Origin of the sequence: Fibrobacter sp. (assembly GCA_024398965.1) — a bacterium.
In the GTDB taxonomy this organism is placed as follows: domain Bacteria; phylum Fibrobacterota; class Fibrobacteria; order Fibrobacterales; family Fibrobacteraceae; genus Fibrobacter.
The window spans coordinates 1-22,429 of sequence record JAKSIF010000008.1 but is presented as its reverse complement, the minus strand read 5'-3'; the positions used below and the strand labels follow the sequence as shown (position 1 = coordinate 22,429).

Genomic DNA, 22,429 nt, shown 5'->3' with positions numbered 1-22,429 from the left:
AACTAATCCTGCTCATTACGCTTAATGGTCAAGAATCCACGAACGGTACGGAAACTAAAGTAAGCAGACAAAGCCGTAACCAGAAGGACCACGGACAAAAGAATCAGCCCCAATCCAGCAAGATTGGCGTCCACAATAGGGAACATCTCCGCCACAGACCTTACAATGGTGAACATGAGAACCACAGCAAGACCACTGCCGACAAGGCCCTGGATAACGCCCTGCATCACAAAGGGGAACTGGATAAAGAAGTGGCTTCCGCCGGCATACTTCATGTTCTCCACCAGAAGCTTTCGAGACATCAGAGAAAGCCTGACAGAATTGCAGATAATCAGTGACAAGGTCACAAGCAAAAGTACGCTGACACAAATCGGCCAGAAAAGCATCTTGAACTTCCAGGCGGCAATCTTTTCAACCCATTCCACCGGCGCCTGAACTTCTTCAAAAAAAGGTTCCCGGGCAAGGGCGTTCTTTACATCAACCAGGTCTGCCGGGTTCCTGCTCGTTTCATCCAGGGTCAGTCTAAAAAACGGGGGAATAGGGTTTCCCTCTACAAGATCCAGCATTTCCCCAGAAAAATGGTTCCTGAAGTCTGCCAAGGCAGAATCCGCACTAACAAAGGAAACCGACTCGATGTGCTTAAAATGAACCAGGCGCTTGTGGATTACCGAAAGGGAGTCTGAGCTTACCGTCTCCGGCAAAAAGGCTTCGACCACATAAAGGTTCTTCTCTGCGGAAAGTACCTTGGTCACGCCTCCAAAAATGGAAACAGATGCCGACAGCAAAAGGGAACAAAGGAAAATAGTCACAAGGGATGGCAGAATCACCGTACGGTGCTGCTTCATTCCTCTAAAAGATTCTGATATTAAATAGCCTAGTTGTCCGAACACAAGCAGAATATAACTAAATTATAGAGTGTTCTTTAAGGGACGACTATGGGAAACATCTTATTAAAGATAACAGCACTGATCTTTGGCATAGCCCTTTGGTTTCTTGTCATTTCACAAAAAGACTTCCAATTGACAATGGAAGTTCCCCTGAGCTATGTCAAGCTACCCGAAAACATGGCCATCGCCAACAAGCCTCCTCACTCCATACAGGTTACCGTCGAAGGACATTCCTGGGACTTGATCCGTATGCAGCAGCAGATCAATAAAAATCCTGGAATCATTTCCATGATTGTCGATCTGCAAAAAATCGAGCTCGGTTCTTCCAGAATCCATCTTGACAGCAAGAACTTTGTTGCCCAAGGTTTTCCCGACATTAACTTTGTAGAGCCCGAAAACCAGTTGCTCTTTGTTGACATTGACGTTGACACTCGAATCACCAGAAACATTCCCTTAAAGTCCAACGCCCAGTTTAACGCAGTCCAGGGATACCTCCTTGCAGATGAGCCCAGGATTTCTCCGGAGGAACTAAATGTATCCGGAGCCCGAAACGCATTGGCAAGAATCATCGACATCCATACAGACTCTGTATATTTTGACTCTCTTTACAAGAGCGAAGAATTCAATGTCCCCCTGGACTTCTCAACTCTTCCGCCCTTCGTAACCCCAAGCGATTCCACCATCAAGATTTCTGTTAACATCCAGAAGATGAGCACCAAGGAATTCAAGAACATTCCTGTTAGCCTCATCGGCATGTTCGACAAGGAAAAATACTCGCTTGTTCCCAACACAGTTTCTGTCGAAATTACCGGCGGTGAAACCACCTTGGATTCCATAGAAAGAACAGATCTCGATCTTGTCCTTGAGTACAACCGATTCGCCATCGAAGACGTAGACAGCCTCCCGCCCACAGTGAAACTGAGCCTACCGGCAAGCATCAACCGCGAGAAAGCAATCAAGGCAATCCAGGTCAAGCCCGAAAAGGTAAGATTGCAGCAGAAGGTCACAAAACCCGAAGCTCCTAATGAGGAAACAGAAGAATGATTTGGCTCGGCATTGAATCCAGCTGCGACGAAACCGCCTGCGCCGTACTGCAGGACGACCCTCTCAAGGTTTTATCCAATCCGCTGTATAGTCAGATTGATGAACACGCCCTCTATGGCGGCGTAGTTCCTGAAATCGCCGCCCGTGCGCACCTGCAGAAAATCGCACCCATCGCCGAGGCTGCCGTCAAGGAAGCGGGCATCAAGATGGAAGACATCGACGCCATCGCCTATACAACAGGCCCTGGCCTAATGGGGCCGCTCCTTGTTGGCGCAAGCTTTGCAAAGGGGCTGGCCCGAGATCTGCAAATTCCCGCCTACGGAATGAACCATCTGGAAGGGCACCTTGCTGCGGCCTGGCTCAGCAATCCCGACATCGAACCGCCGTTCCTGACCCTTACCGTCTCCGGCGGCCACACGGAACTGGTTCTGGAAGAACCCGGCTTCAAGTACACAAGCATCGGACGCACCCGCGACGACGCCGCAGGCGAAGCCTTCGACAAGTGTGGTAAACTTCTGGGGCTCAAATACCCCGCAGGCGCAACCATCAGCAAGCTTGGCGCCAACGGCAACCGTAAATTCGTAGAATTTCCCAGAGCGCTTCGTTCCCACGACAATTGCGAGTTTTCCTTCAGCGGCTTAAAGACCGCTGTACTCCGCTACACGGAAACCCACGATCCTGAATTTATCCAAAAGAATCTGGGCGACATCTGTGCGTCCCTTGAAGACGCCATTGTAGACAGTCTAGTCACAAAGACAATCAACGCCCTGAAAAAAACAAAGATGAAAACCCTGGTGGTCGGTGGTGGCGTCAGCGCCAACGCTTGGCTCCGCACCCGTCTGCAAGACTACTGCGGTAAACACGGCATTCGATTCTGCATTCCAGAACGCAGTCTTAGTACCGACAACGGCGCCATGATTGCTGCAGCGGCCATCCGCAGGGCAAGGCAGAACAAGCTTACCTCTGTTGAAGTAGTCAAGCCCTGGATGCCCCTGGATGTCTAACCCAGGCTATTGCAATTTGTAGTAGGATTTTTCACTTAGTTTTGCGTCTATTTGTTTTTGCTCCCATTTGAAACTATATTATCCCTATGGTGACTAGAATCTGTTTAACATCCGCTATTTTCGCCCTTGCGATAAGCGCCACGGCTCAGGACTTGACGAAGCCCGTCAACGACGTGGACGTATTCCGCCCTGAGAAGCGCGAAACAAAAGTGGAACTGGCAGACTCTTCCAAGAGCAACGCAGTCACCTTGAACGTGGACATCTTTGCCGACGGTATAGTGGGCTCCTATTACATTCTATGGGACCAGGTCGATCTTTCCGAAGAAATGAAGAAGCTCATGACCACCCGCGACTTTGCCCGCGACGAGTTCTTCATGCAAAACATCGACCGCGAACAGTTCGAACAGGAACGTCTTCTGCAGCTATTCGAAGACCGCAAGCGTGAATACTTCAACATCTTCCCGGAAGAAGCCCTGAAGATGATTGAAGACCAGAAGAAAGACGAATGATGTTTTCCGCCGAAAAGAATTTCAGCCAGTGGAACATCCTGGATTTCAATGGCACTCCCGCCCACTTGTTCGAGACCATAGAAAGCACCCACACCCAAATGAAACTTATGGCAGCCGCAGGCGAAATCGCCCCGGGCGCCCTCTTCATTGCAGACAAGCAGCTTGCCGGACGTGGCCGTCATGAACGAACCTGGACATCCCCTGCCGGCAGGAACCTCTACTTCAACATCCTGGTTCCGCTTGAAGGTATCCCTCTGGCAACCACCCCCCAGATTACCCAAGTTGTTGCCCTAACTCTTGCCGAAACCTTCAAGGACCTGCAGGGCGATACAACTCCACAGCAGGACCGCGTTACCGTCAAGTGGCCCAACGACATCCTCTGCGGGAAAAGCAAGTTCTGCGGCATATTGGCCGAAATCGTGTACATGCCGGGCGCAAGGCCAGCACTCAATCTCGGCATAGGAATCAACGTCAACAGCGACCCGTCGGACTACAGTTCCATCGGGCGCGCCGTCACTACCCTGAAGGCCATCGCGGGCAAGCCAATCAATCGCGAAAGACTGATGCAGGCCATCGTCGGAAATCTAGAACGAGCCCTCGGGCAGTTCAAGGCTTTCGGCATCTCCCCCTGGGTCCAGGCCTGGCGCAAGATGGATCAGTTCATCGGCGCCCGCGGCACCATCATCGTCAGCAAAAAATGCACCGACCAGAACCGCGACGGCGGAGAAGGAGTGCAAAAAAAATCGGGCCGCATCCTAGACATGCAACCCGACGGAAGCCTTCTTTTCGAGACCGACGACGGCGACGTTCAAACCGTCTACTCCGCCGACCTTGAAATCTAGATTTCGCGCAGTATCAACTGCAACTAAAAAATCCTACTTCCTCTTTGTCTTGAAGAATACACTTCCTGTAAGAGCTACAGCCAGCACAACAATCATGGCGGTAAGTCCCATGTCAAGCAGGCTCTGGTAGGCAGGGAACTTTCCACTTTCAATCATCATGATGATAATCAGGGCAAAGATGGCGCCTATGGATCCAAGACGTTCAAACATCTTGATCTTATCTTCGTTATCAAATTTCTTAGGGCCGTTAGTAGAGGACATTGACATCACCTCCCATGAGAATCCAAACCACAAGTCCAACCATGACAAGGACACTGATAGCCACATTGGCCAAGAAGAAATCCCTGTTCATGGCATCTAGATCATCGGACTTTCTAAACAAGTGTATATAGCTGATTGCCGCCGTCATCAAGGCGGTAACAGCCCACCAGGCAACGCCCATGGACCACACAAGGCCAAAGGCAACACACAAGGCAATCATTGCCACATGACTCCAGAAGGCGATCTGCAGAGAACGCTTACGACCAAAGCGGGCAGGAACTGAATAGAGCCCTAGCTGGCGGTCAATTTCTTCATCCTGGGTAGCGTAGATAATGTCAAAGCCACCCATCCAGAGCATCAGAATCACCAACAGGAAAATCGGGAACAAGGCGAATTCCCCGCGAATGGCAATCCAAGCGCCAAGAGGGCTCATCCCGATGGCAAAACCCAGGAACCAGTGGCAAAGCCAGCTAAAGCGTTTCCAGTAGGAATAAGACAGAAGCAAAAGCCACACAGGTAAGGCGAGCAAACCTGCCAACGGCTGAAGCAACGCCGCAAACAAGACAAAGAGAATTCCGTTAACAGCAAGAAAAGCAACAACTGATTTCTTGTCAAGGCGACCATCAGGCAAATGCCTTTTCGCGGTACGAGGGTTCTTGGCGTCAATGTCCGCGTCAGCAATGCGGTTAAAGCTCATCGCGCTATTGCGGGCAGTCACCATGCAAAGGACAATCAGCACCACAATGCGGGCCGTTTCCTGCCAGCTCATATCACGGAATCCGTTGGCGGCCACCCACATGGAACCCAAAGCAAAAGGCATGGCGAATAGAGAATGACTCAATCGCACCAAGTGACCAAATTCTAAAATCTTCTTAAGCATAACTTGTAAAATGGAATATGAAAGATGAAAGATGAAAGATGAAAGATGAAAGATGAAATACGAACATTCTTCATTCTTCATTCTTCATTCTTCATTCTTCATTGTTAACTGTTAATTGTTCACTTGCCCCAAGGTTTAATTATATCACTCAACTTTTCAGCAGGCACTCCCAAGTGCTTCAGGACTTTTACCACTACGGTATCCACAAGCGCTTCGATAGTTGCCGGCTTGCTGTAGAACTGAGGCGACGCAGGAATCACCACGGCTCCAGCCCGGGTCAAACGTTCCATGTTTTCAAGATGAATCAAATTGTATGGCATCTCCCTAGGAACAATTACCAGGGGGCGGCGTTCCTTAAGACACACATCAGCAGAACGAATCAACAGATTGTCCGCCGTGCCGGCAGCCATTCTGCCAAGAGTTCCCATGGAACAGGGCACTACGGCCATCCCCGCATAGTCGGCACTTCCGCTAGCACATTCAGCAAAGAAGTCTTCTACGTTAGGAAGGTCATCGCAATAATCGTAAAAGGATTCCTGACCTTCGTAGGCGACAACCTCGCGACCGGGCCCAGAAACAACAGCGGTAACACCATGTCCCATGCGCTTCAGGTACATTGCCGTGCGTGTGGCGTACACTGCCCCACTGGCACCCGTCACTCCCAGGATATAGCGACCCACTAGCCCACCTTCCTTAAAAGCACACGATAAGCTACGCCCCAAAAGCAAGGCTTTACATGCACCAGTTCAAAGCCATTCTTCTCGGCAAGCTTCACAAATTCGTCTACAGGCAAGAAATGCAGTACGGAATTCACAAGGTATTCGTAGGCATCATGCTTGCTGAACAAGGCTCCCATTACAGGAATAAACATCGGAGCCAACACCTTGTAGAAAAATTTATTGAAGACGTTTCTCGGGGAGAAAAATTCCAGCACCTGCAGGTAGCCACCGTTACTCAACACCCTGGCAGATTCCTTAAGGCCAGCTTCGACGTTGGGCAAGTTCCTCATGCCAAAGCCATTCAGCACCACGTCAAAGGCGGCATCGCCAAAGGGCATCTTCATAGCATCCAACTGAACGGGAACCGCAGAAGTTTTCTTTCCCTCGGCACCTTTCAGCATACCGAAGGAAAAATCTCCCAGTACGGCTACATCCTGGACGCCATTAAACTTCTCGTAAGTTACAGCAAAATCTCCCGTACCGCCACACAGGTCCAGCAGTCGCCTTCCCGGTTTCAAGCGCTTCAGCTCGCGGCAGCAGGCCCGTCTCCAGCGAATATCCTGAAAACAGCTGAGGGTGTGATTCAAAAAGTCGTACCGGCCGGAAATTTCATCGAACATGGCTCGGACATAGCTTTTATCTTCGGGATTCTTTCGAGAACTTACCATACCATCAAAGTTAGAAATTAAGCCCACGCAAGTCCCACCATCAAAGAAAAAAGCGCGGGCATTTACGCCCGCGCTTCTTAAAACACATTCAAGCTCTATTACTTGAAGCTTGCGGTAATGGTCATGCCATCCGCAGGAGTAATGATATGGGGATTTTCGGTAGCGCCGTCAGACCAACCGGCAAATACAGACCCTGCATCAGGAACAGCAGTCAATTCCATCTGAACACCGCCGAAGAACTTACCCTGGTACGGATTGCCAGGAAGCTTCATACCTTCCATCAAGACAGCGCCTTTACCAGAGGATCCGATAGAAACGGTGATTTCGCCAGAAAGGCCGAATTCCTTGATATATTCGCTCTTCACCACAGCATCACGATCCTTAGCCCAAGCCTTGATCACAGAACCGGTCTTGCTGAAGCCATCCGGATAGTACTTATCCGGCTGATGGAACTTTTCAGTATCTCGTTCCATTTCCGCAGGATCCATGGTGGCAACCATGGCGTCAACAACCTTTTCTACCATGGAACCATTCAGGTAGTTCTGAAGCATCACTGCAGAACGGTTCACAAAGAGACGCTGGAAGTCCTTGTTCTTGCTCAAACTTACGTACAGGTTGTGGAAGCAAAGAACATCCTTGTTGTTGTGGCACTTTGCGGTGCTTGTACCACCCTGCTTAATCCAGGTAAACATGTTGGTATGGTCGCTAAAGCCTTCGGTGCCCCACTGCCAGCCATAACCATGGTCAAGGTCGTAGACCATGAACTTCCACGGCTGTTCCGGAGTTCTCCAGGCACGGACGTTATTAGCAGGCCAGTCACCATTGTGGCTAAAGATTTCTGTAGCCATGTAGTCAGCATAATTGCCCATGTCGATAAGAGTCTTGGCCATGGCGTAGTTATCAGGATTGGTCATGTCGCCACCGCTGATAAATTCCAAGGTGCCCAGGTAGTTGTCCACGGTACCGTTGCTTGCAGACACTTCGCGGCCAAGATGCTTGATGAAGTTCACAGTGCTTGCGTCAATACCGTAATTGGATTCCACGTAGCTCTTGTTGTAACGTTCACGCATATCGTGAATGCCGTAGTACTTTCCGTTATAGAACACCACAACCTGACGGCTACGCTGATAGTCAACGCCACTGCCTTCAAGGATAGCGCCACCCACAGCATCTTCAATGTAGTCGCTCACAAAGCGGTTACCATTGTTGCGGAGGTTGAAAGCCTTGTACTTGTCCTTTTCACTCTTGCGGGTTTCGAAGAGGGAATAATGGAGCCAACCATCTTCGTATTCCTCGCGCATAACGATAGCGACAGTCTTCTTATCCTGAACACGGCTCCAGTTACCCATCAAGGAAATACCTGCATCGATTTCCCAAGTTTTTTCCTTGCTCTTGCTACCTTCAGCGAAGTATTCCACATGAACAGGATATTCCACATCGGCCATCAAGCCAGACGGGCAGGTCTTGGGATCCTGGCAGCTCAGGTGAGTCAAGTAGTTGTTCTTGAAGAAAGCAGAGTCAACAGACACGGCTACGACAGGCATGTTGACCTGTTCGCCAATGAAATAGGTATTGGTCACGACTTTCTTTGTCAGCAGTCCATCCTTGTAGGCTGCGCAGCGAAGAACAGTATTGTTGCTGATAACGATAGGCTGGTTGAATTCCTGAGAATCCTTGGTAGGGGCAGAGCCATTCTGGGTACAACGGATCTTCATACCGTCAGACAGTTGAGGAGGATTCAAGGTTACATCACTGTTATAGAAACCGCCCTGTGCACCATTGAAACTGAATTCAGGAACCAGGCCATCGTATGCCGGCTGATCAGTATTGGGCTTTTCCGGAGTAGGTGTATCAAAATACTTCCACACGCCACCGTCAAGAATACCCCAGCTCATGCCAGAGGAAAGTTCCGGGTAATGCACCGAGTCGCGGATGGCATAGTACTTGTCCACGAGATAAACGGAACCACCATCCTTTTCCAACTTCCAGTTGGTATGAGGACGACCCTTGCCAAGTTCCGTATCAGCAGGAGCCTTGACCAAATTCTTCTTATCGCAGAATACGGTAGTGAAAGTCTTCGGCGGCAGAGGAACATCTCCAAAGACCCACTTACGGGCGCTATTCAAGTTTTCAACAAGGGCATAGCCGTTAAGGTTGGCTGATTCGTTACCAGCATTGTAAATTTCAACCCAACCCGGGTCGCTGCCCTGATCATCCATCCAGTTCAAATTCACCGGGGAGATTTCAGTAATAATCAAGGAGGAATTACCAACCCAATGGATAGTCGTATCAGCCGGAACGAAGACGGTATCAATTGTGCGGATGGTATCACCAGTAATAGGATCGATAACGCGAATGGTATCAGCGCTTTCAACCTTCATGGAATCACCAGTCTCAGGATTGATAATCACGGTGCTGGTATCACCCGTCTCAGGGTCAATAACTATAATCGGTTCTCGACTTTCGTTAGAGGATGTGCTCTCATCAGAACATGCAACAAGCCCGGCCAAAGCCACACCAAAACAGCCAAGGGCTACAATTTTACCACAATTCCTAGAAAAATCCATGTTTTTTCCTAAATGCAATTAAGCCAAAAGCATCCCACTTCCGGCATTCGATTTCATCACCCTACTCCTAAATTTAGAAGATTATTCGGGAAAAAGGAAAAAACATCAGTAATATTCTATTTACCCTTGACAAACCTCACATAGCATACTATATTTGGTCTACCATTTCGGCGCTGTAGCTCAGTTGGTAGAGCAGCGGACTGAAAATCCGCGTGTCGTCAGTTCAACTCTGACCGGTGCCACGAAAAAACCTCCGAGTAAAATCGGAGGTTTTTTGTTTTGCAATTCATCCGACACGTTTGGAACAAACTCACAAGGCAACTTACTTTGAGCAAAAAAAAGAGCGAGGCTCGAACCCCGCTCTTCCTAACAATTCTATCGGCAAACTATCGCCTGCTTTCGCCTGTGGAATCGTCACCTTCGTGAGGCGAATTCCTGTAGCAGGCATAGATGTCGTCCCAATGTTCAATCAGAACATCCACGATGGTCGGATCGAACTGGGTTCCTCTAACTTTCCTAAACTCTTCCTGAACCTTCTCCTCGGGCCAGGGAGCCTTATAGCAACGAGGGCTGGACAAAGCGTCAAGCACATCCGCCACAGCGCAGATACGGCCTGCCAAGGGAATCTCTGCGCCCTTCAAGCCTAGAGGATATCCACGACCATCCCAACGTTCATGGTGGGATCGAGCCACGTTAGCAGCGAAACGAAGAAGTTCGCGCTTAGACTTGCACAGCATGTTGTAGCCAAGTTCAGAATGGGTCTTCATGTGGGCATATTCCGCATCAGTCAGCTTACCCGGCTTGTTCAACACAGAATCAGGAATACCAACCTTGCCCAGGTCATGCATAGGAGCAGCAAGACGAATCTTGTCCACTTCCTCAGGAGAAAGACCAAGGAACTCGGCCAGCTTCGCAGAAATCTCCGCCACACGCTGAATGTGTCCGCCAGTCTCAGGACTACGGCATTCAGAAGCTTCACCCAGAATGTGAATAATTTCCTTCTGGGTTTTCTCCAGTTCAGAGGTAAGCATGGCAGACTCAACCGTCTTCGCAGAATAGACTGCAGTCAGGTGCAGACGTTCCAAGTCAACCTTGGAGAACACCTTTTCTTCACCGACCTTGTTGATTGCCTGGTACACACCCATCACCTTGCCCTGGGAATTCATCAGAGGCACTGTCATTACAGAGGCCGTCCTATACTTGGTCTTCTCGTCGCTTCGGCGGTCAAACCTAGCATCCAAGTACGCATCCTCAATCAGAAGATCCTCGCCGGTCTTGGCAGAATAACCGACGAACCCGGCATTGGAGGGAACACGGAGTTCCTTGACTCCATGGGCAACTTTTGTCCAAAGTTCGCCGCCATCTTCATCCAATAGCCAAAGGGAGCAACGGTCAGCAGACACAATGGAGCGTCCCAAGTCTGCCATTAGTATAAGCAAGCTGTCCATATTACGTTCAGCTGCAATTTCCGGCATCTTCGTGAAAAGAAGCTCGAGAATTCTTTGGGATTCAGACTGTGTGGTTGTGTTATTATCCATCATACATTGAAAATTATAGTTAAAAGACATCCCCGCAGTTCTTCAAGTTGACGAAAAAGGGCAAATTTTTCTATCCTTGTTGAACCTCCCGGAGGAATAGGCTAATTGGTAAGTCAGCGGTCTTGAAAACCGCCGCCGTAAGGCTTGGGGGTTCGAGTCCCTCTTCCTCCGCTTGCAAGGCTGCAGCCCACCGGCTGCAGTTTTTTTATTTCACCTACCTTATGGAATCCCAGTCCGCCTGTAAATCTGCGGCAAAATCAGCGGCCGCGGTAGCAGGTTCATCATAAAGCAAGGTGCACACCTTCACAGCCAATGGAAAATCCCGGCCAAAGGCGCCAAGGCAAGCAGACGTGGTCGCACCGGTGGTGTAGACATCATCTACCACAATGACCGTTCCTCGACTGGGCATCGTTCTCGGAAGACTAGCCTCAAACGCTCCCGCCACATTGCTCTCTCTGGCCTCCTTGGACAATTTTGTCTGAGAAACAACAAATTTTTTCCTCTTAAGCCATCGGCACACCTTCCCACCAGATACCAGCGCCAGCGCAGCGGCAATTTTCTCGGCTTGGTTATAGCCTCGTTCTCTAAACCTGGCTCGGTGAATAGGAACAGGAACAAAAAAGAGAGGCGCGGGCAGCATTTGCAATTCCCGTCCAACCATCCCTAGAGGTCCCGCCGAGGAATGCTTTACAAGATAGGTCGCCATACCGGGAATACGCCCGTACTTAAGGGCATGTATCATTCTCCGTGTCAACGGGCGCATAGGAAAGAGGCTCATCACGTCATCCTTAGGAAAAACACAGGCCTTTGCCAAATTTCCCAATTCCTTTTCGCATGATGGGCAAAGCCAGGGATCCAGGACCTCGGATGCACCACCGCACCCAAGACATTCAGATCCAAACACAAAGCCGCCAACATGTCCAACCATCTTCGTGAACCCACGATAAACTTCTCGACGTTCCATAGAATTCTCCAACAAAAAAAACGCGCCTACTTATAGACACGTTTTTTTCATGACAAACGTCGTTACTTTTTCTGAAATATTTCGTTTACCGTCCGCGAACCGTCTATCGACGGCTCGCCTGGAATCGAAGGCTAAGCAGCAAACCAACAAGCACCATGCAAGTTAGTGCAAAGGAACCACCATAGGAAAGGAACGGAAGAGGCAAGCCAGTCACAGGCATAAGCCCAATGGTCATCGCCACATTCACCAATATATGGAAAAGGAAGATTGTCGATGCCCCCATGACCATGATTGTCACAAAGGGATCGGAAGTCTGCTTGCAAATTGAAGTCGCGCGCCAAAGGAACAAGGCATAAAGAACAAGTACCACCGCACAACCGGCAAAGCCAAACTGTTCTCCCAGCACACTAAAAATAAAGTCCGTATGTTCTTCAGGCAAGAAAGCCAGGTTCGTCTGAGTACCGTTACCAAAGCCCTTCCCTGTAAGACCGCCACTGCCGATGGCCGTCATGGACTGCAGCACCTGATATCCATCCCCAAGAGGATCGCTCATGGGATCGAGGAACGTATTCACACGTTTCTGCTGGTGAGGTTCCAGCATATTCCAGACCATGGAACTAGCATACCCAGCCAGGATGTTGGCAAAGAGGAAAATTCCAGAAAGAATCTTCGGTAATTTTCTACGAATCAGTACAAAAACAACTGCACAAATCAAGAGCCCCCACAACGCCTCGAATACAACTTCCTGGGAGTGGGACAGCAATACCGAAAGAACCGGACTCACAATCAGGAACATGTCCATCAAGGTTAGTCCAGCAAAAAAGAATCCTACCATGGTCACAGCGATGAACACAAGAGCCGTACTCAAGTCGGGCTGTTTCAAAACAAGGCCAAAGGGAACAATGAACAGCAAGAACGGTACAACGAACGTCTTGACCTTATGAAGACTCACGGGATGTTTCGAAAGCCAGTAGGAAATAATAAGCAGGTACGCAATCTTCGCAAACTCCGACGGCTGTAACTTGAAAACACCAAGGTCAATCCATCTTCCTGCGCCCTTTACAACATCTCCTGCCAGGAACAGCACAATGAAAAGAAGAACCAAGGCCAATCCGTAAAACGGCACCGCAATACGTTTCAACCAATCAATTCGAACAAACACAAGCGCTGCAGCAAGCAACGATCCAAACAGGAAATAGGAAATCTGCTTGAACCAGAACTTATCCGTCAAGGCAACATCCTCGGCCACCGTGGCAGAATATACCAAGGCAATACCACAAGACATCAAGGCGAGTACCAGCACAATAAAGAACCAGTCAAACTTCAACGGATTATTCAGGAGTTTCCCGGAATTCATCGTTCTTCCTCCTTGGAGGCGTTCATGCGTTCCTCGTCTGCGGCCTTGTTCTCGAAGAAGGCAGTCATCACCTTCTTGGCGATAGGTCCTGATACAGCACCGCCACCACCGGCGGCTTCCATAATCACAGCCACCGCAATCTGCGGGTCATACAGAGGAGCCACAGCTGCATACCATGCATGGGTTTTCTCTCCCTTCTTCCATTCGCCGGAACCTGTCTTCGCACCAACACGAATATTCGGAAGAGCCCCGCGCTTACCGGTTCCACCCGGATGGTTCACCACGGAATCCATTGCACTCAAGATAATGCGGTGGGTGTAAGGCTTCATCTTTCCAGAGCGGACAATCTCCGGTTCATAACGGCGAACAACCTTACCGCTGTCATCGCGAAGTTCCTTCATGAAGTGGGGCCTATACACGCCTTCGTTCGTCGCCAGCGAGCCAACCAGAACCGCCTGCTGCAAAGGCGTTACAATCTGCCCCTGACCAATGGAAAGGTTCAGAATCAAACCGCGAGCCCAGCGCCAGCCAAGGCGCTTATTCTTTTCATTGAACGAAACAGAATCGGGAAGCCACCCGGCCTTTTCACCAGGAATGTCAACACCAAGAGGCTTCTCACCAAGACCAAAACGACGGCCAAATTCGTTGATACGAGCCATGTCAATATCAAGACCGGCCTGATAGAAAAACACATCGCAGGAAAGTCGAATCGCATGAACCACATTCAAATTTCCATGGGTACCCCAGCATTTCTGATAGCGCGCACCATACTGGTAGCCGCCTGTACAAGACTTCGGATAGTACTTGCTTTCAGACAGGACTCCATTTTCCAAACCTGCGCCTGCTGTAACCAGCTTGAACACGGATGCCGGCGGATAGGTTCCAGAAATGGCGCGGTTAGTAAGAGGACGCATGGAATCCAGGGCCACATGCGCCCAGCCCTTATTTCGTTCACGACGCTTCAGCGAGAAGATGTTCGGGTCCAGTCTAGGAGAACTTACCATCGCCAGGATTTCACCTGTACGAGGATCCAAAGCTACGAGGGCGCCCTTGGCACTATCAGGGATAGCCTCTTCAGCAACTTTCTGCAGGCGAAGATCAAGTGTAGAAACCAGATGAAGACCCGGAACCGGAGGCGTACCCTCCACTCCAGCCACCTGCCCCATTTCACGGCCGGAGGCGTTCACTTCCACAAGCTTCATTCCGTTAACACCACGGAACTCCTTGTCGTAGCCTTGCTCCAAGCCCTTTTGACCAATGCGGTCGCCCTGGGAATAGCCTTCGTATTCCGGCAACTTCAATTGCTCTTCAGAAATTTCACTGGTGTAGCCCAGAACGTGAGACGCCAGTGTTCCATAGGGATATTCACGTCGAGATTCAATCAAGGTCTCAACACCAGGGAGTTCGGACGAATGTTCCTCAATAATGGCAACCTGCTCTGCAGAAGCATCTTCCATCAATCGGATAGGACGAGTCTTGATCCAACGGGAACGCTGGAAGGCCGTATCCAACGAAAGCGAGTCAAACATTCGCTCACCGGACTTGTTGCGGATGCCGAGAAGCCTATTGAAAACGGAATCCCTCAGCTCCTTTTTTCGAGGCAAGCTGGTAGAACGGATTGCAATCTGGTAAGAAGGCCTATTGCGAACAAGGACTTCACCATTGCGATCATAGATGTAGCCTCGTTCCGCAACCAGTTCCACCTTGCGGATACGGTTGTTATCGGAACGTTGCAAGTTTTCGTCGTAGTGAGTGTACTGCAGCGAAAAGAGTCTAAACAAAAGGATGCCGAACAAGACAACAACCCCCATCATGTAGATGAGGATGTTCCAATTTCGATTCTGCAAAATTTCGCTATCTACAGATCCCTTAGACATGCTTCTTCTTTTTTACGGATCCCGAGTCCAGATAAAAAACGATGGCACCAATAAACATGGTGTAAATGCATTCGGGAACACTCTTGGTCAGGAACAGATTCGTGACAATTTCCTTGGAAAGTCCTGTAACGCCAAAATAAACCATATCGCAGACAAAGAAGCCAAGCCCCAGCACCCCAACCTTTGCAGGCATATTCAAGGTAAGGAATCTTTCTTCAAGTTGTCCAACAGCAAAGCCAAGTACCGTCATGGCAATGGTATTTGCGCCAAGCCACTCTACAGGAGCGTACACATCCTGGGAGAATCCAGCAACAAAGCCCCAAAGGCAACCTGCTGCAGGACCGTACTTAATTGCTACGGCTACAATAAAAATAACGACAATGTCAGGACCAATACCAAAGATCTGCAACCAGTCAGCCACAGTCACCTGCAAGGCAAAGGAAATCACAAAAAGGATCAAAACCTTGAGCCAACCAAAATTATTCATTCAGCAACTCCTTTACAATCCAGTCCGGCTCCTTCTCCATCACAAAGACTTCCTCCAACATGGCGAAATCCTGGAAGGGTTCCACGTCCATCAAACGCATTACATCTAGGTCGGCCTTTCGCACATCCTTAACGGTTCCAACAGGAATGCCCTTCGGGAAAATGCCCCCAAGGCCGGAAGTCACAAGAGTGTCTCCCACACGAACGCCAGCATGCGTCGGCACCATTGCCGACAAAGTTCTGCCGTCCATGGATTCCAGGAACCCAACCACACGAGTACGGCGTTCCATTACAGACAACTTAAGGTTAGGATCCACCAAAAGCTGAACTCTGGAATGCGAAAGCGTTGCCTTCGAAATCTTTCCAACAAGCCCATTCATGGAAAATACAGGCATGTCTTCCTTGACTCCGTGATGGGTACCGCGATTGACAACCAACGTTGTAAGGAATCGTCCAGGATTATGTCCTACGACTCGAGATGTGACAATAGGGAAATCCCACTTGTCATCAAACCGAACCAAGGTGTGAAGTCGGGCCAGTTCCTGTAATCCTTCCCTGGCATGATACGTTTCCTGACGCAGTCTTGCGTTTTCTTCCTTCAGCTGTTCATTTTCATCAGCAACAGCCCGGTACGCATTCACTGAGGAGACAATCAATTGCACAGGATAGAACACAGTACCAAGAGCAGAAGAAACAACACTCTCGCGAACGGTGTTCGGAGCTTGTCGCATCAGCAATCCCAAAAGCAGAAAAAAGGCAAAAGCAACAATGCCATGCCTTTGGGAAAACAACTCGACAATAAAGCGAAATGCCCTAAACATCGATTTGAAATCTGTAATTAGTTAGAAGATGCGATCAACACAGGACGATACTTGTCCAAGTCTTCCAGGATACGTGCAGCGCCCTTACATACGCAAATAAGAGCTTCGTCAATCACGTTCACGGAAAGACCGGTTTCCTGGCGGATACGTTCGTCAAACCCACGGAGCTGAGAACCACCACCAGTCATGATGATGCCCTTGTCATAGATATCTGCGGAAAGTTCCGGCGGAGTAATGCTCAAAGCCTGCTTTACAGCTTCTACGATTGCTGTCACAGGTTCATTCAAAGCTTCGCGAATTTCAGCGCTATTGATGGTCATGGTGCGAGGCATGCCTGCGATAAAGTCGTGACCCTTCACTTCCATGGTCAGTTCTTCTTCCAGGGGGCTAGCGGAACCAATCTGCATCTTAATCTGTTCTGCAGTGCTTTCACCAACGCAGAGGTTGTACATGGTGCGGAGGTAGCGAACAATGGCTTCGTCCATTTCGTCGCCGCCCACACGTACAGAGGCGTTACATACGGTACCATTCAAGGCAATTACGGCAATATCAGAAGTACCACCACCGATATCCACGATCATGTTACCTACAGGATCTTCAACAGGGATACCCATACCCACGGCGGCAGCCATAGGTTCATGGACCAGATGGACTTCCTTTGCACCAGCCTGCTTAGCAGCGTCAATCACAGCGCGCTTTTCCACTTCAGTAATTCCAGAAGGAACACCCACGACAACGCGGGGCTTAACCATCCAAAGAGGATACTTCTGAACACGCTTAATAAAGGTCTGGAGGAGATTTTCAACCAGTTCAAAATCGGCAATCACACCGTCACGCATGGGGCGAACTGCACGGCTTTCGCCAGGAGTTCTACCAAGCATCTTCTTAGCTTCGAAACCGATTGCAGAAACGCGATTGTTCTTGCTATCGACAGCAATCACAGTCGGTTCGTTAATTACAATGCCCTGACCAGCGACATGGACCAAAGTATTAGCCGTGCCCAGATCAATACCAATATCGCAAGAAAAAAGACCAAACAAAAGAGGTGTCCTTTTTTAAAAAATGAAACTAACCAACCCAAATATAGACAAAAAGAAAAATTCCTAGGGACTACTGGATTGTATCACGGCCGAATTTAAAGGCTTTCAAATATCGATCCCATTGTCTTGCATTTACATCGTAACGATATTTCCTTTTCTCGTGCATGGCAATATCCTTGTAAATGAAGAAATCCACTTCTGCATAGGCAGCATAAATGCGAGCTTCCGCACCATCAAAAAGTCGGAAATCTTTCACGCGATAGTAGGGTGTGTCAAGCAAGGCAGACCTATCGTGGGAAGCGCGCATAGTCTCCGCCACCATGAACTTCAAATCCTCCTGAAGGTATGGAGAAAGCTTAGCCTCAATACGATCCGTAGATTCGGAACAGCCTTGCAGACAAAGTAACAAAGCGATAGCAGCAACAGCTATTGAACCACAGACACTGGACCGGCCATTAAAGATAAGGGACATCATTCTTTTCATAGATCATAAAATAAAAAAAAGGACTGCCCTTAGGCGAGTCCTTTTTCGTTGTCCTGTAGCTTCTCAATTAGAACGAATAGGTTGCATCCAAGCGAGAGAAGATACGGCCTTCACCCTGGAACGGGTTGCGGAACAGAAGGTCTTCAGCAACGGTCACATCGATCTTCAGCTTTTCTTCGATGTTCACGCCAAAGCCGAAGCCTACGTGGTCGTCGTTGGTGCCGTTAGCAAGAGGATTGGTGGTAAAGAAGTTGCCGTCATCCTTGCAGATGCCGTAGCGAGAGCTGTTGTAGCTGTTCTTGGAGTTCACATCGCAGCTGGTGTAGAGAATGGACTTCTGACCACCAACGCGGACAACAAACCAGTCCCACCAGATGTTACGTTCGATACCGAAGCTGATCTTGCCACCGATGTCGGAACGCTTATCCCAGTTACGGTCTTCGTCGTCGTTGCGAGAGTCATATACCCATGCACCGCCATCGACGTTCTTGTCATAGAACCAATCGTGAGCCTTCATCTGATTCCAAATGAAGTCGAGACCCATCCAGAAGAAGCCACGGTCCATAGCCACGTTGATACCAACACCAGCCTGAGCGTGCTTGTCGTTGATGCCAGGAGCCTGAGCGAGCTTCATAGATGCTGCCGGAACCAATTCACCGTCGATAGCGTCGAGAGTGAAGAAGGCGCGAGCCTTTGCCAAGTAGGTAAAGTCACCATCGTCGAAGAAGCTGTGGTGGTCCGGACCATACTGGATACGGGCAAGGCCCAAGGACAGTTCGTAAGAGGTACCGCTACCAACCTGGAAGTTAAGACCACCGTCTGCCTGCACGATAGAAGCGTAGGCGTCGTCATCGACCTGGTAAGTACCGCTTTCATCGAGATCGCCACCATCCTGGTGAGCGATGTAAATGTGCAAGCCCCATGCGTCACCGCTGGAGAAAGTACCGCCCAGGAAACCGTCGAAGTTGGTCACGGTTTCAGGAACGTTTGCGTAGGTGCTAGAGCCAGTCTGAACCTTCTGGGGAAGGTACATAGCCAAGTCGTCGTTGATACGGCCGAACAAACCACCGATGGTAAACTTGGGATCCGGATTGTTTTCGTCACCGAAGCCAAGAGAGAAGATACCACCGAAAGTCGGGTGCTGCGGATCACGGTTGCCACCAGCCTGGAGATCGTTATCGGTATAGGCACCGAAACCACCGATCAAGTAGTTGGAATAGAGGCTTGCGTTTGCCGGGTTGTCGAAAATGCTCACGTCATCCATGATATAGGTAGTGTTCTTACCCATGGATTCAACACGTGCAAAAGTTGCAAATGCGGAACCGACACCAAGAATACCGAAGGCGGCACCGACTGCAGCAGCAGTTCTTAAATTCATTTTAAAACTCCTCTTGAAAATTCTGCTTTAAAGTTAGCTTTATTAAAGGAAAAACGCAATAAAAATTTAAACTTTTCGCCGTTTTTTGATACAAAAAAAAGACCCGACTTCGCAGTCAGGTCTTTTTTACACTTTTTCCGAAAAATTATTCAGAGAAGGTGAACGGAATGGTCACAGTAGTGTTACCGGACTTAACCTTGCTGAACTTCCAGCGGCTAACAGCGGTCTTGACTTCACCGTCAAATTCGCCGTAACCAGTGGTAGAGGAAGCAATGCTAATGCTGATAACTTCGCCACCCGGAGCGATCGTGAACTTCAAGGTAACCTTACCCTGGAATCCCGGTTTCTTCTTCAGGAACTTGTTATAGATGTGACGCAGACCCGGAGTACGCTGACGCACAACCTTCATGATGTCTGCAGCGGAACGAGAGCCGCCACCTGCACCCATGTCGATATCGCGTTCAGACGGAGTCTTGATGGAACCCTTAGCCTTAGTAGCGATACCACCGCCACCACCGCCAAGGAGGCCAGCCAGACCGTCACCGATACCACCGGAACCGCCTTCTGCGTAACCTTCGTTAAAGCCACCGTCAGCCTTACCGCGACGACCACCGAGAACAGTCTTACCTGTAGTCTGGAGGCCAGCCACGTCCTTCAGCACCTTGTCGATGTCCTTAGAGAACTTCTGGTTCTTCATAAGGTCATATGCACCGGCACTGGCGTTCTTGGTCTGAGCGGTCAAGAGCTTAAGCACACCGCGAGTCTGGGGAGCGTTGGGCTGACCCTTACCACGGGGCTTACCACCGCCACCAGCCTTCTTACGAGGCTTCTTGGGTTCTTCCTTCTTCTTTTCTTCCTTCTTCTCTTCCTTCTTTTCTTCGATGGACATAGAAGTAGTCAGATCAGCAGCTGCGGAGTCATCGAACACGACTTCATCCACAACCTGTTCGTACATGGAAGCCCAAAGGCAGATTGCCAAAGCAACCACAAGAGAGATACCGGCAATAGCACCCATCTTCTTGTCGGATTCCGGCATAAGGGACGCTACTAACGGATCAATAGCAGGAGCTTGCTTTTTAGTCTTTGCCATATATTAGTCCTCCCCGCCGTTCTTTTCCATTACGGCGAATGCAATATTGGTGTAACCGGCAAAGCCACAAGTAGCCATTACCTTATACATTGCATCGTAAGGGATGTTTTTGTCGATTTGGACAACGATATGACCGGCTTCGTCGGCAGGAAGACCAGCCTTGAGGGCGTGTTCCTGTTCAACAGCGCGACGTTCCTTCAGCACAGAGTCAACCTTAGCAACAAGGAGGTCTTCCTGCTTCAAAACATCTTCAGTCGGAACGATCTTAGCGTTGTCAACCACGACGTAACCATTATCAACGACCACGACCAGGGAAACTTCCTTCGGCTGTACACGAGAAGTGGACACCGGCAGGATCAAGTTTTCAGCCTGAGTCAAAAGCTGACCTTCTGCGTCCATGTTCTTAATCATGAACACCAGAATAATGGTCATCATGTCCATCATGGACGTAATCGAGAACGGGACGTCTTCACCGTATTTACGACTTTTTCTAGCCATGATTAACCTCCCAGCTTAGCAAGGTTGATCTTGCTGAAACCGGCTTCTTTTGCGCGGTCCATAAGTTGAATGATCTTGTCGAACTGAGTATCATCGTTTGCAACGATGATGATATTGTCAACGTCATCAAGGTCAATGAACTGAGTGTGGATCTGGATAAGATCCTTAGCAATCAGGTCATAGGCAGACAGCGGGTAAATAATGTTCTTTGCAGCATTTTCCGGCTTCAGCGTACGAGCGGAGTTCGGAGTGAGAGTTGCGAGAACAGCACCTGCGCTAGGCTTCTTCAAAGCCGGCGGCGGAGTCAGGCCAAGTGCGCCTTCACCCGGAGCCATCAAGAAGCTGTTGTTACCGTCAACGAATGCGCTATCCGGTACGTTTTCTGCCTGAGAAGAGTAGACGGCCCACAGGATGCGGCCCGGATCTTCTTCAGATTCCTTGTTAATTGCCCAAAGTTCGATGGATTCGATTTCGTAAAGATACTTCTCTTTATCCATTTCGCTGCCATCTTTGCACTTCGGACCATGACCACTTTCTACAGCAGACTTCACATCTTCCGGAGCATGGGTCACCAACTGAGCATCAGACTTGCAACGGAACGTCCACATTTCCTTGAAGTAGACGTTAGGCTGGAAACCACCACGAGCACCAATAACCAGGTAATCGCCAGTGATAGCCAGAGACAAGTTCAGAGCCTGCTGGTCCGGTTCCGGAGGAGTATCGTTATCCATATTCATCATACTGCGTTCAGGCAGGTTGACTTCTACGATAGCGAGCTTAGAGAAGGCAGCCATAGACAACAGCATAGGAATCAGGATGGTAAACAAGCCCATTGCCGGCAACAGATCCGGTTCTTCAGGCTTTGCTGGTTTCTTAAGTTGTCTTGACATGTTTTATAACTCCAGTTTAATTGTAATTACCTAAACAATTATGCCAAGGAGTTGATGATCTTGAGGCCCTTTTCTTCCATTTCCTGGATCAGGCGTTCGGAGTTCATGTTGAGGAGGCCAACGATGACCAGAAGAGGCACTGCAGAGAGAAGGCCGAGGAGGGTAGTACCCATAGCGATAGCAATACCATCGGAAAGAGCCTTAGCACGTTCAGCAGCCGGCTTGTTAGCAACAGCGTCGAAGGTGAAGATCAGACCGTAAATAGTACCCATCAGACCGAGCAAGGTAGAGATGGAAGCCATAACCTGGATGATAGAAATGTAACGAGTCAGACGGGGAGCTTCGGTCAGGAACACTGCGTCGCAAGCAGCAGACATGGTTTCACGACCACCGTTCTTAGCAGCAACGATTGCAGCGAGAACGCGAGCAACCGGGAGCTTGGTAGCGTTGGCGAGGCTCAGAGCCTGGTCATACTGCTGAGAAGAGATGAGCTTACCGAAGTCAGCGAGGAACTTTGCACGACCCTTGCCGCTCTTAACAATGATGTAGACAACGCGTTCGATGGAGAAGCCAAGGCCGATCAGGAAGACGACCAAGATGATCCACATGAACTGCCAACCATCGG

At 49.5% G+C, this 22,429-nt stretch carries 23 protein-coding genes and 2 tRNA genes; 6 read left to right on the top strand and 19 right to left on the bottom strand.

The window, feature by feature from the left end:
- Positions 1–2: 2 nt before the first annotated feature.
- On the bottom strand, positions 3–845 hold the full coding sequence (locus MJZ26_05430) for a permease-like cell division protein FtsX (GenBank protein MCQ2105215.1): 843 nt from the start codon (positions 843–845) through the stop codon (positions 3–5).
- Between the two features lie 90 nt (positions 846–935).
- Here MJZ26_05430 and MJZ26_05425 point away from each other — a divergent pair, with 90 nt between their 5' ends.
- The 4 genes from MJZ26_05425 to MJZ26_05410 all read left to right on the top strand — a co-directional run bounded on the left by MJZ26_05425 (position 936) and on the right by MJZ26_05410 (position 4,286).
- Positions 936–1,931: a hypothetical protein gene (locus MJZ26_05425; protein MCQ2105214.1), complete on the top strand. Its 996-nt coding sequence runs from the start codon at positions 936–938 to the stop codon at positions 1,929–1,931.
- Complete coding sequence (gene tsaD, locus MJZ26_05420; protein ID MCQ2105213.1) at positions 1,928–2,935, top strand: tRNA (adenosine(37)-N6)-threonylcarbamoyltransferase complex transferase subunit TsaD; 1,008 nt, start codon at positions 1,928–1,930, stop codon at positions 2,933–2,935. The genes MJZ26_05425 and tsaD overlap by 4 nt, the downstream gene beginning before the upstream one ends.
- An 86-nt stretch (positions 2,936–3,021) precedes the next feature.
- Complete coding sequence (locus MJZ26_05415) at positions 3,022–3,444, top strand: hypothetical protein (GenBank protein ID MCQ2105212.1); 423 nt, start codon at positions 3,022–3,024, stop codon at positions 3,442–3,444.
- Positions 3,441–4,286 (top strand): biotin--[acetyl-CoA-carboxylase] ligase, encoded by an 846-nt coding sequence (locus tag MJZ26_05410; GenBank protein MCQ2105211.1) that lies wholly within the window; start codon positions 3,441–3,443, stop codon positions 4,284–4,286. The genes MJZ26_05415 and MJZ26_05410 overlap by 4 nt, the downstream gene beginning before the upstream one ends.
- Before the next feature lie 33 nt (positions 4,287–4,319).
- On the opposite strand, the gene MJZ26_05405 is transcribed toward MJZ26_05410, so the two are convergent.
- The 5 genes from MJZ26_05405 to MJZ26_05385 all read right to left on the bottom strand — a co-directional run bounded on the left by MJZ26_05405 (position 4,320) and on the right by MJZ26_05385 (position 9,381).
- The gene (locus MJZ26_05405; GenBank protein MCQ2105210.1) at positions 4,320–4,547 is read right to left on the bottom strand and encodes a hypothetical protein; all 228 of its coding nucleotides are present in this window, start codon (positions 4,545–4,547) and stop codon (positions 4,320–4,322) included.
- On the bottom strand, positions 4,534–5,427 hold the full coding sequence (ubiA, locus tag MJZ26_05400; GenBank protein MCQ2105209.1) for a putative 4-hydroxybenzoate polyprenyltransferase: 894 nt from the start codon (positions 5,425–5,427) through the stop codon (positions 4,534–4,536). Before ubiA ends, MJZ26_05405 begins: the two co-directional genes overlap by 14 nt.
- A 119-nt stretch (positions 5,428–5,546) precedes the next feature.
- Positions 5,547–6,107, bottom strand: coding sequence for a UbiX family flavin prenyltransferase (locus tag MJZ26_05395; protein MCQ2105208.1), 561 nt, complete (start codon positions 6,105–6,107; stop codon positions 5,547–5,549).
- The gene (locus MJZ26_05390) at positions 6,107–6,841 is read right to left on the bottom strand and encodes a ubiquinone/menaquinone biosynthesis methyltransferase (GenBank protein MCQ2105207.1); all 735 of its coding nucleotides are present in this window, start codon (positions 6,839–6,841) and stop codon (positions 6,107–6,109) included. Before MJZ26_05390 ends, MJZ26_05395 begins: the two co-directional genes overlap by 1 nt.
- A gap of 71 nt (positions 6,842–6,912) precedes the next feature.
- Positions 6,913–9,381 carry a CotH kinase family protein gene (locus MJZ26_05385; protein MCQ2105206.1) on the bottom strand — a complete coding sequence of 823 codons (2,469 nt, stop codon included), beginning with the start codon at positions 9,379–9,381 and terminating at the stop codon, positions 6,913–6,915.
- A 169-nt stretch (positions 9,382–9,550) separates the two neighbouring features.
- Between MJZ26_05385 and MJZ26_05380 the strand changes: the two genes are divergently transcribed.
- Positions 9,551–9,623 (top strand) — tRNA-Phe (locus MJZ26_05380).
- Positions 9,624–9,767: 144 nt separating this feature from the next.
- On the opposite strand, the gene MJZ26_05375 is transcribed toward MJZ26_05380, so the two are convergent.
- Positions 9,768–10,856 carry an HD domain-containing protein gene (locus MJZ26_05375; GenBank protein ID MCQ2105205.1) on the bottom strand — a complete coding sequence of 363 codons (1,089 nt, stop codon included), beginning with the start codon at positions 10,854–10,856 and terminating at the stop codon, positions 9,768–9,770.
- Between the two features lie 153 nt (positions 10,857–11,009).
- Here MJZ26_05375 and MJZ26_05370 point away from each other — a divergent pair.
- Positions 11,010–11,090, top strand: a tRNA-Ser gene (locus MJZ26_05370).
- A gap of 43 nt (positions 11,091–11,133) precedes the next feature.
- Here the strand turns inward: MJZ26_05370 and MJZ26_05365 are convergent.
- From MJZ26_05365 to MJZ26_05310, 12 genes are all read right to left on the bottom strand, one after another.
- Positions 11,134–11,883 (bottom strand): ComF family protein, encoded by a 750-nt coding sequence (locus MJZ26_05365; GenBank protein MCQ2105204.1) that lies wholly within the window; start codon positions 11,881–11,883, stop codon positions 11,134–11,136.
- A 103-nt stretch (positions 11,884–11,986) separates the two neighbouring features.
- Positions 11,987–13,240 (bottom strand): rod shape-determining protein RodA, encoded by a 1,254-nt coding sequence (rodA, locus tag MJZ26_05360; protein MCQ2105203.1) that lies wholly within the window; start codon positions 13,238–13,240, stop codon positions 11,987–11,989.
- Positions 13,237–15,117: a penicillin-binding protein 2 gene (mrdA, locus tag MJZ26_05355; GenBank protein MCQ2105202.1), complete on the bottom strand. Its 1,881-nt coding sequence runs from the start codon at positions 15,115–15,117 to the stop codon at positions 13,237–13,239. The genes rodA and mrdA overlap by 4 nt, the downstream gene beginning before the upstream one ends.
- Positions 15,110–15,604, bottom strand: coding sequence for a rod shape-determining protein MreD (mreD, locus tag MJZ26_05350; protein ID MCQ2105201.1), 495 nt, complete (start codon positions 15,602–15,604; stop codon positions 15,110–15,112). The genes mrdA and mreD overlap by 8 nt, the downstream gene beginning before the upstream one ends.
- Complete coding sequence (gene mreC / locus MJZ26_05345; protein ID MCQ2105200.1) at positions 15,597–16,334, bottom strand: rod shape-determining protein MreC; 738 nt, start codon at positions 16,332–16,334, stop codon at positions 15,597–15,599. Before mreC ends, mreD begins: the two co-directional genes overlap by 8 nt.
- Positions 16,335–16,441: 107 nt before the next feature.
- The gene (locus tag MJZ26_05340) at positions 16,442–17,464 is read right to left on the bottom strand and encodes a rod shape-determining protein (GenBank protein ID MCQ2105199.1); all 1,023 of its coding nucleotides are present in this window, start codon (positions 17,462–17,464) and stop codon (positions 16,442–16,444) included.
- 70 nt (positions 17,465–17,534) lie between these two features.
- Positions 17,535–17,948, bottom strand: a complete 414-nt coding sequence (locus tag MJZ26_05335; protein ID MCQ2105198.1) for a hypothetical protein — start codon at positions 17,946–17,948, stop codon at positions 17,535–17,537.
- A 67-nt stretch (positions 17,949–18,015) separates the two neighbouring features.
- Entirely contained in the window at positions 18,016–19,326 is a 1,311-nt protein-coding gene (locus tag MJZ26_05330; GenBank protein MCQ2105197.1) for a hypothetical protein, read from the bottom strand.
- A gap of 145 nt (positions 19,327–19,471) precedes the next feature.
- A complete protein-coding gene (locus MJZ26_05325) occupies positions 19,472–20,416 on the bottom strand; it encodes a TonB family protein (protein ID MCQ2105196.1) in 945 nt (314 codons plus the stop codon).
- 3 nt (positions 20,417–20,419) lie between these two features.
- The gene (locus MJZ26_05320; protein MCQ2105195.1) at positions 20,420–20,914 is read right to left on the bottom strand and encodes a biopolymer transporter ExbD; all 495 of its coding nucleotides are present in this window, start codon (positions 20,912–20,914) and stop codon (positions 20,420–20,422) included.
- A 2-nt stretch (positions 20,915–20,916) separates the two neighbouring features.
- Positions 20,917–21,804 (bottom strand): biopolymer transporter ExbD, encoded by an 888-nt coding sequence (locus MJZ26_05315; GenBank protein MCQ2105194.1) that lies wholly within the window; start codon positions 21,802–21,804, stop codon positions 20,917–20,919.
- A 38-nt stretch (positions 21,805–21,842) separates the two neighbouring features.
- Positions 21,843–22,429 (bottom strand): MotA/TolQ/ExbB proton channel family protein (locus MJZ26_05310; protein ID MCQ2105193.1); only part of this gene is annotated, 587 nt, incomplete at its 5' end.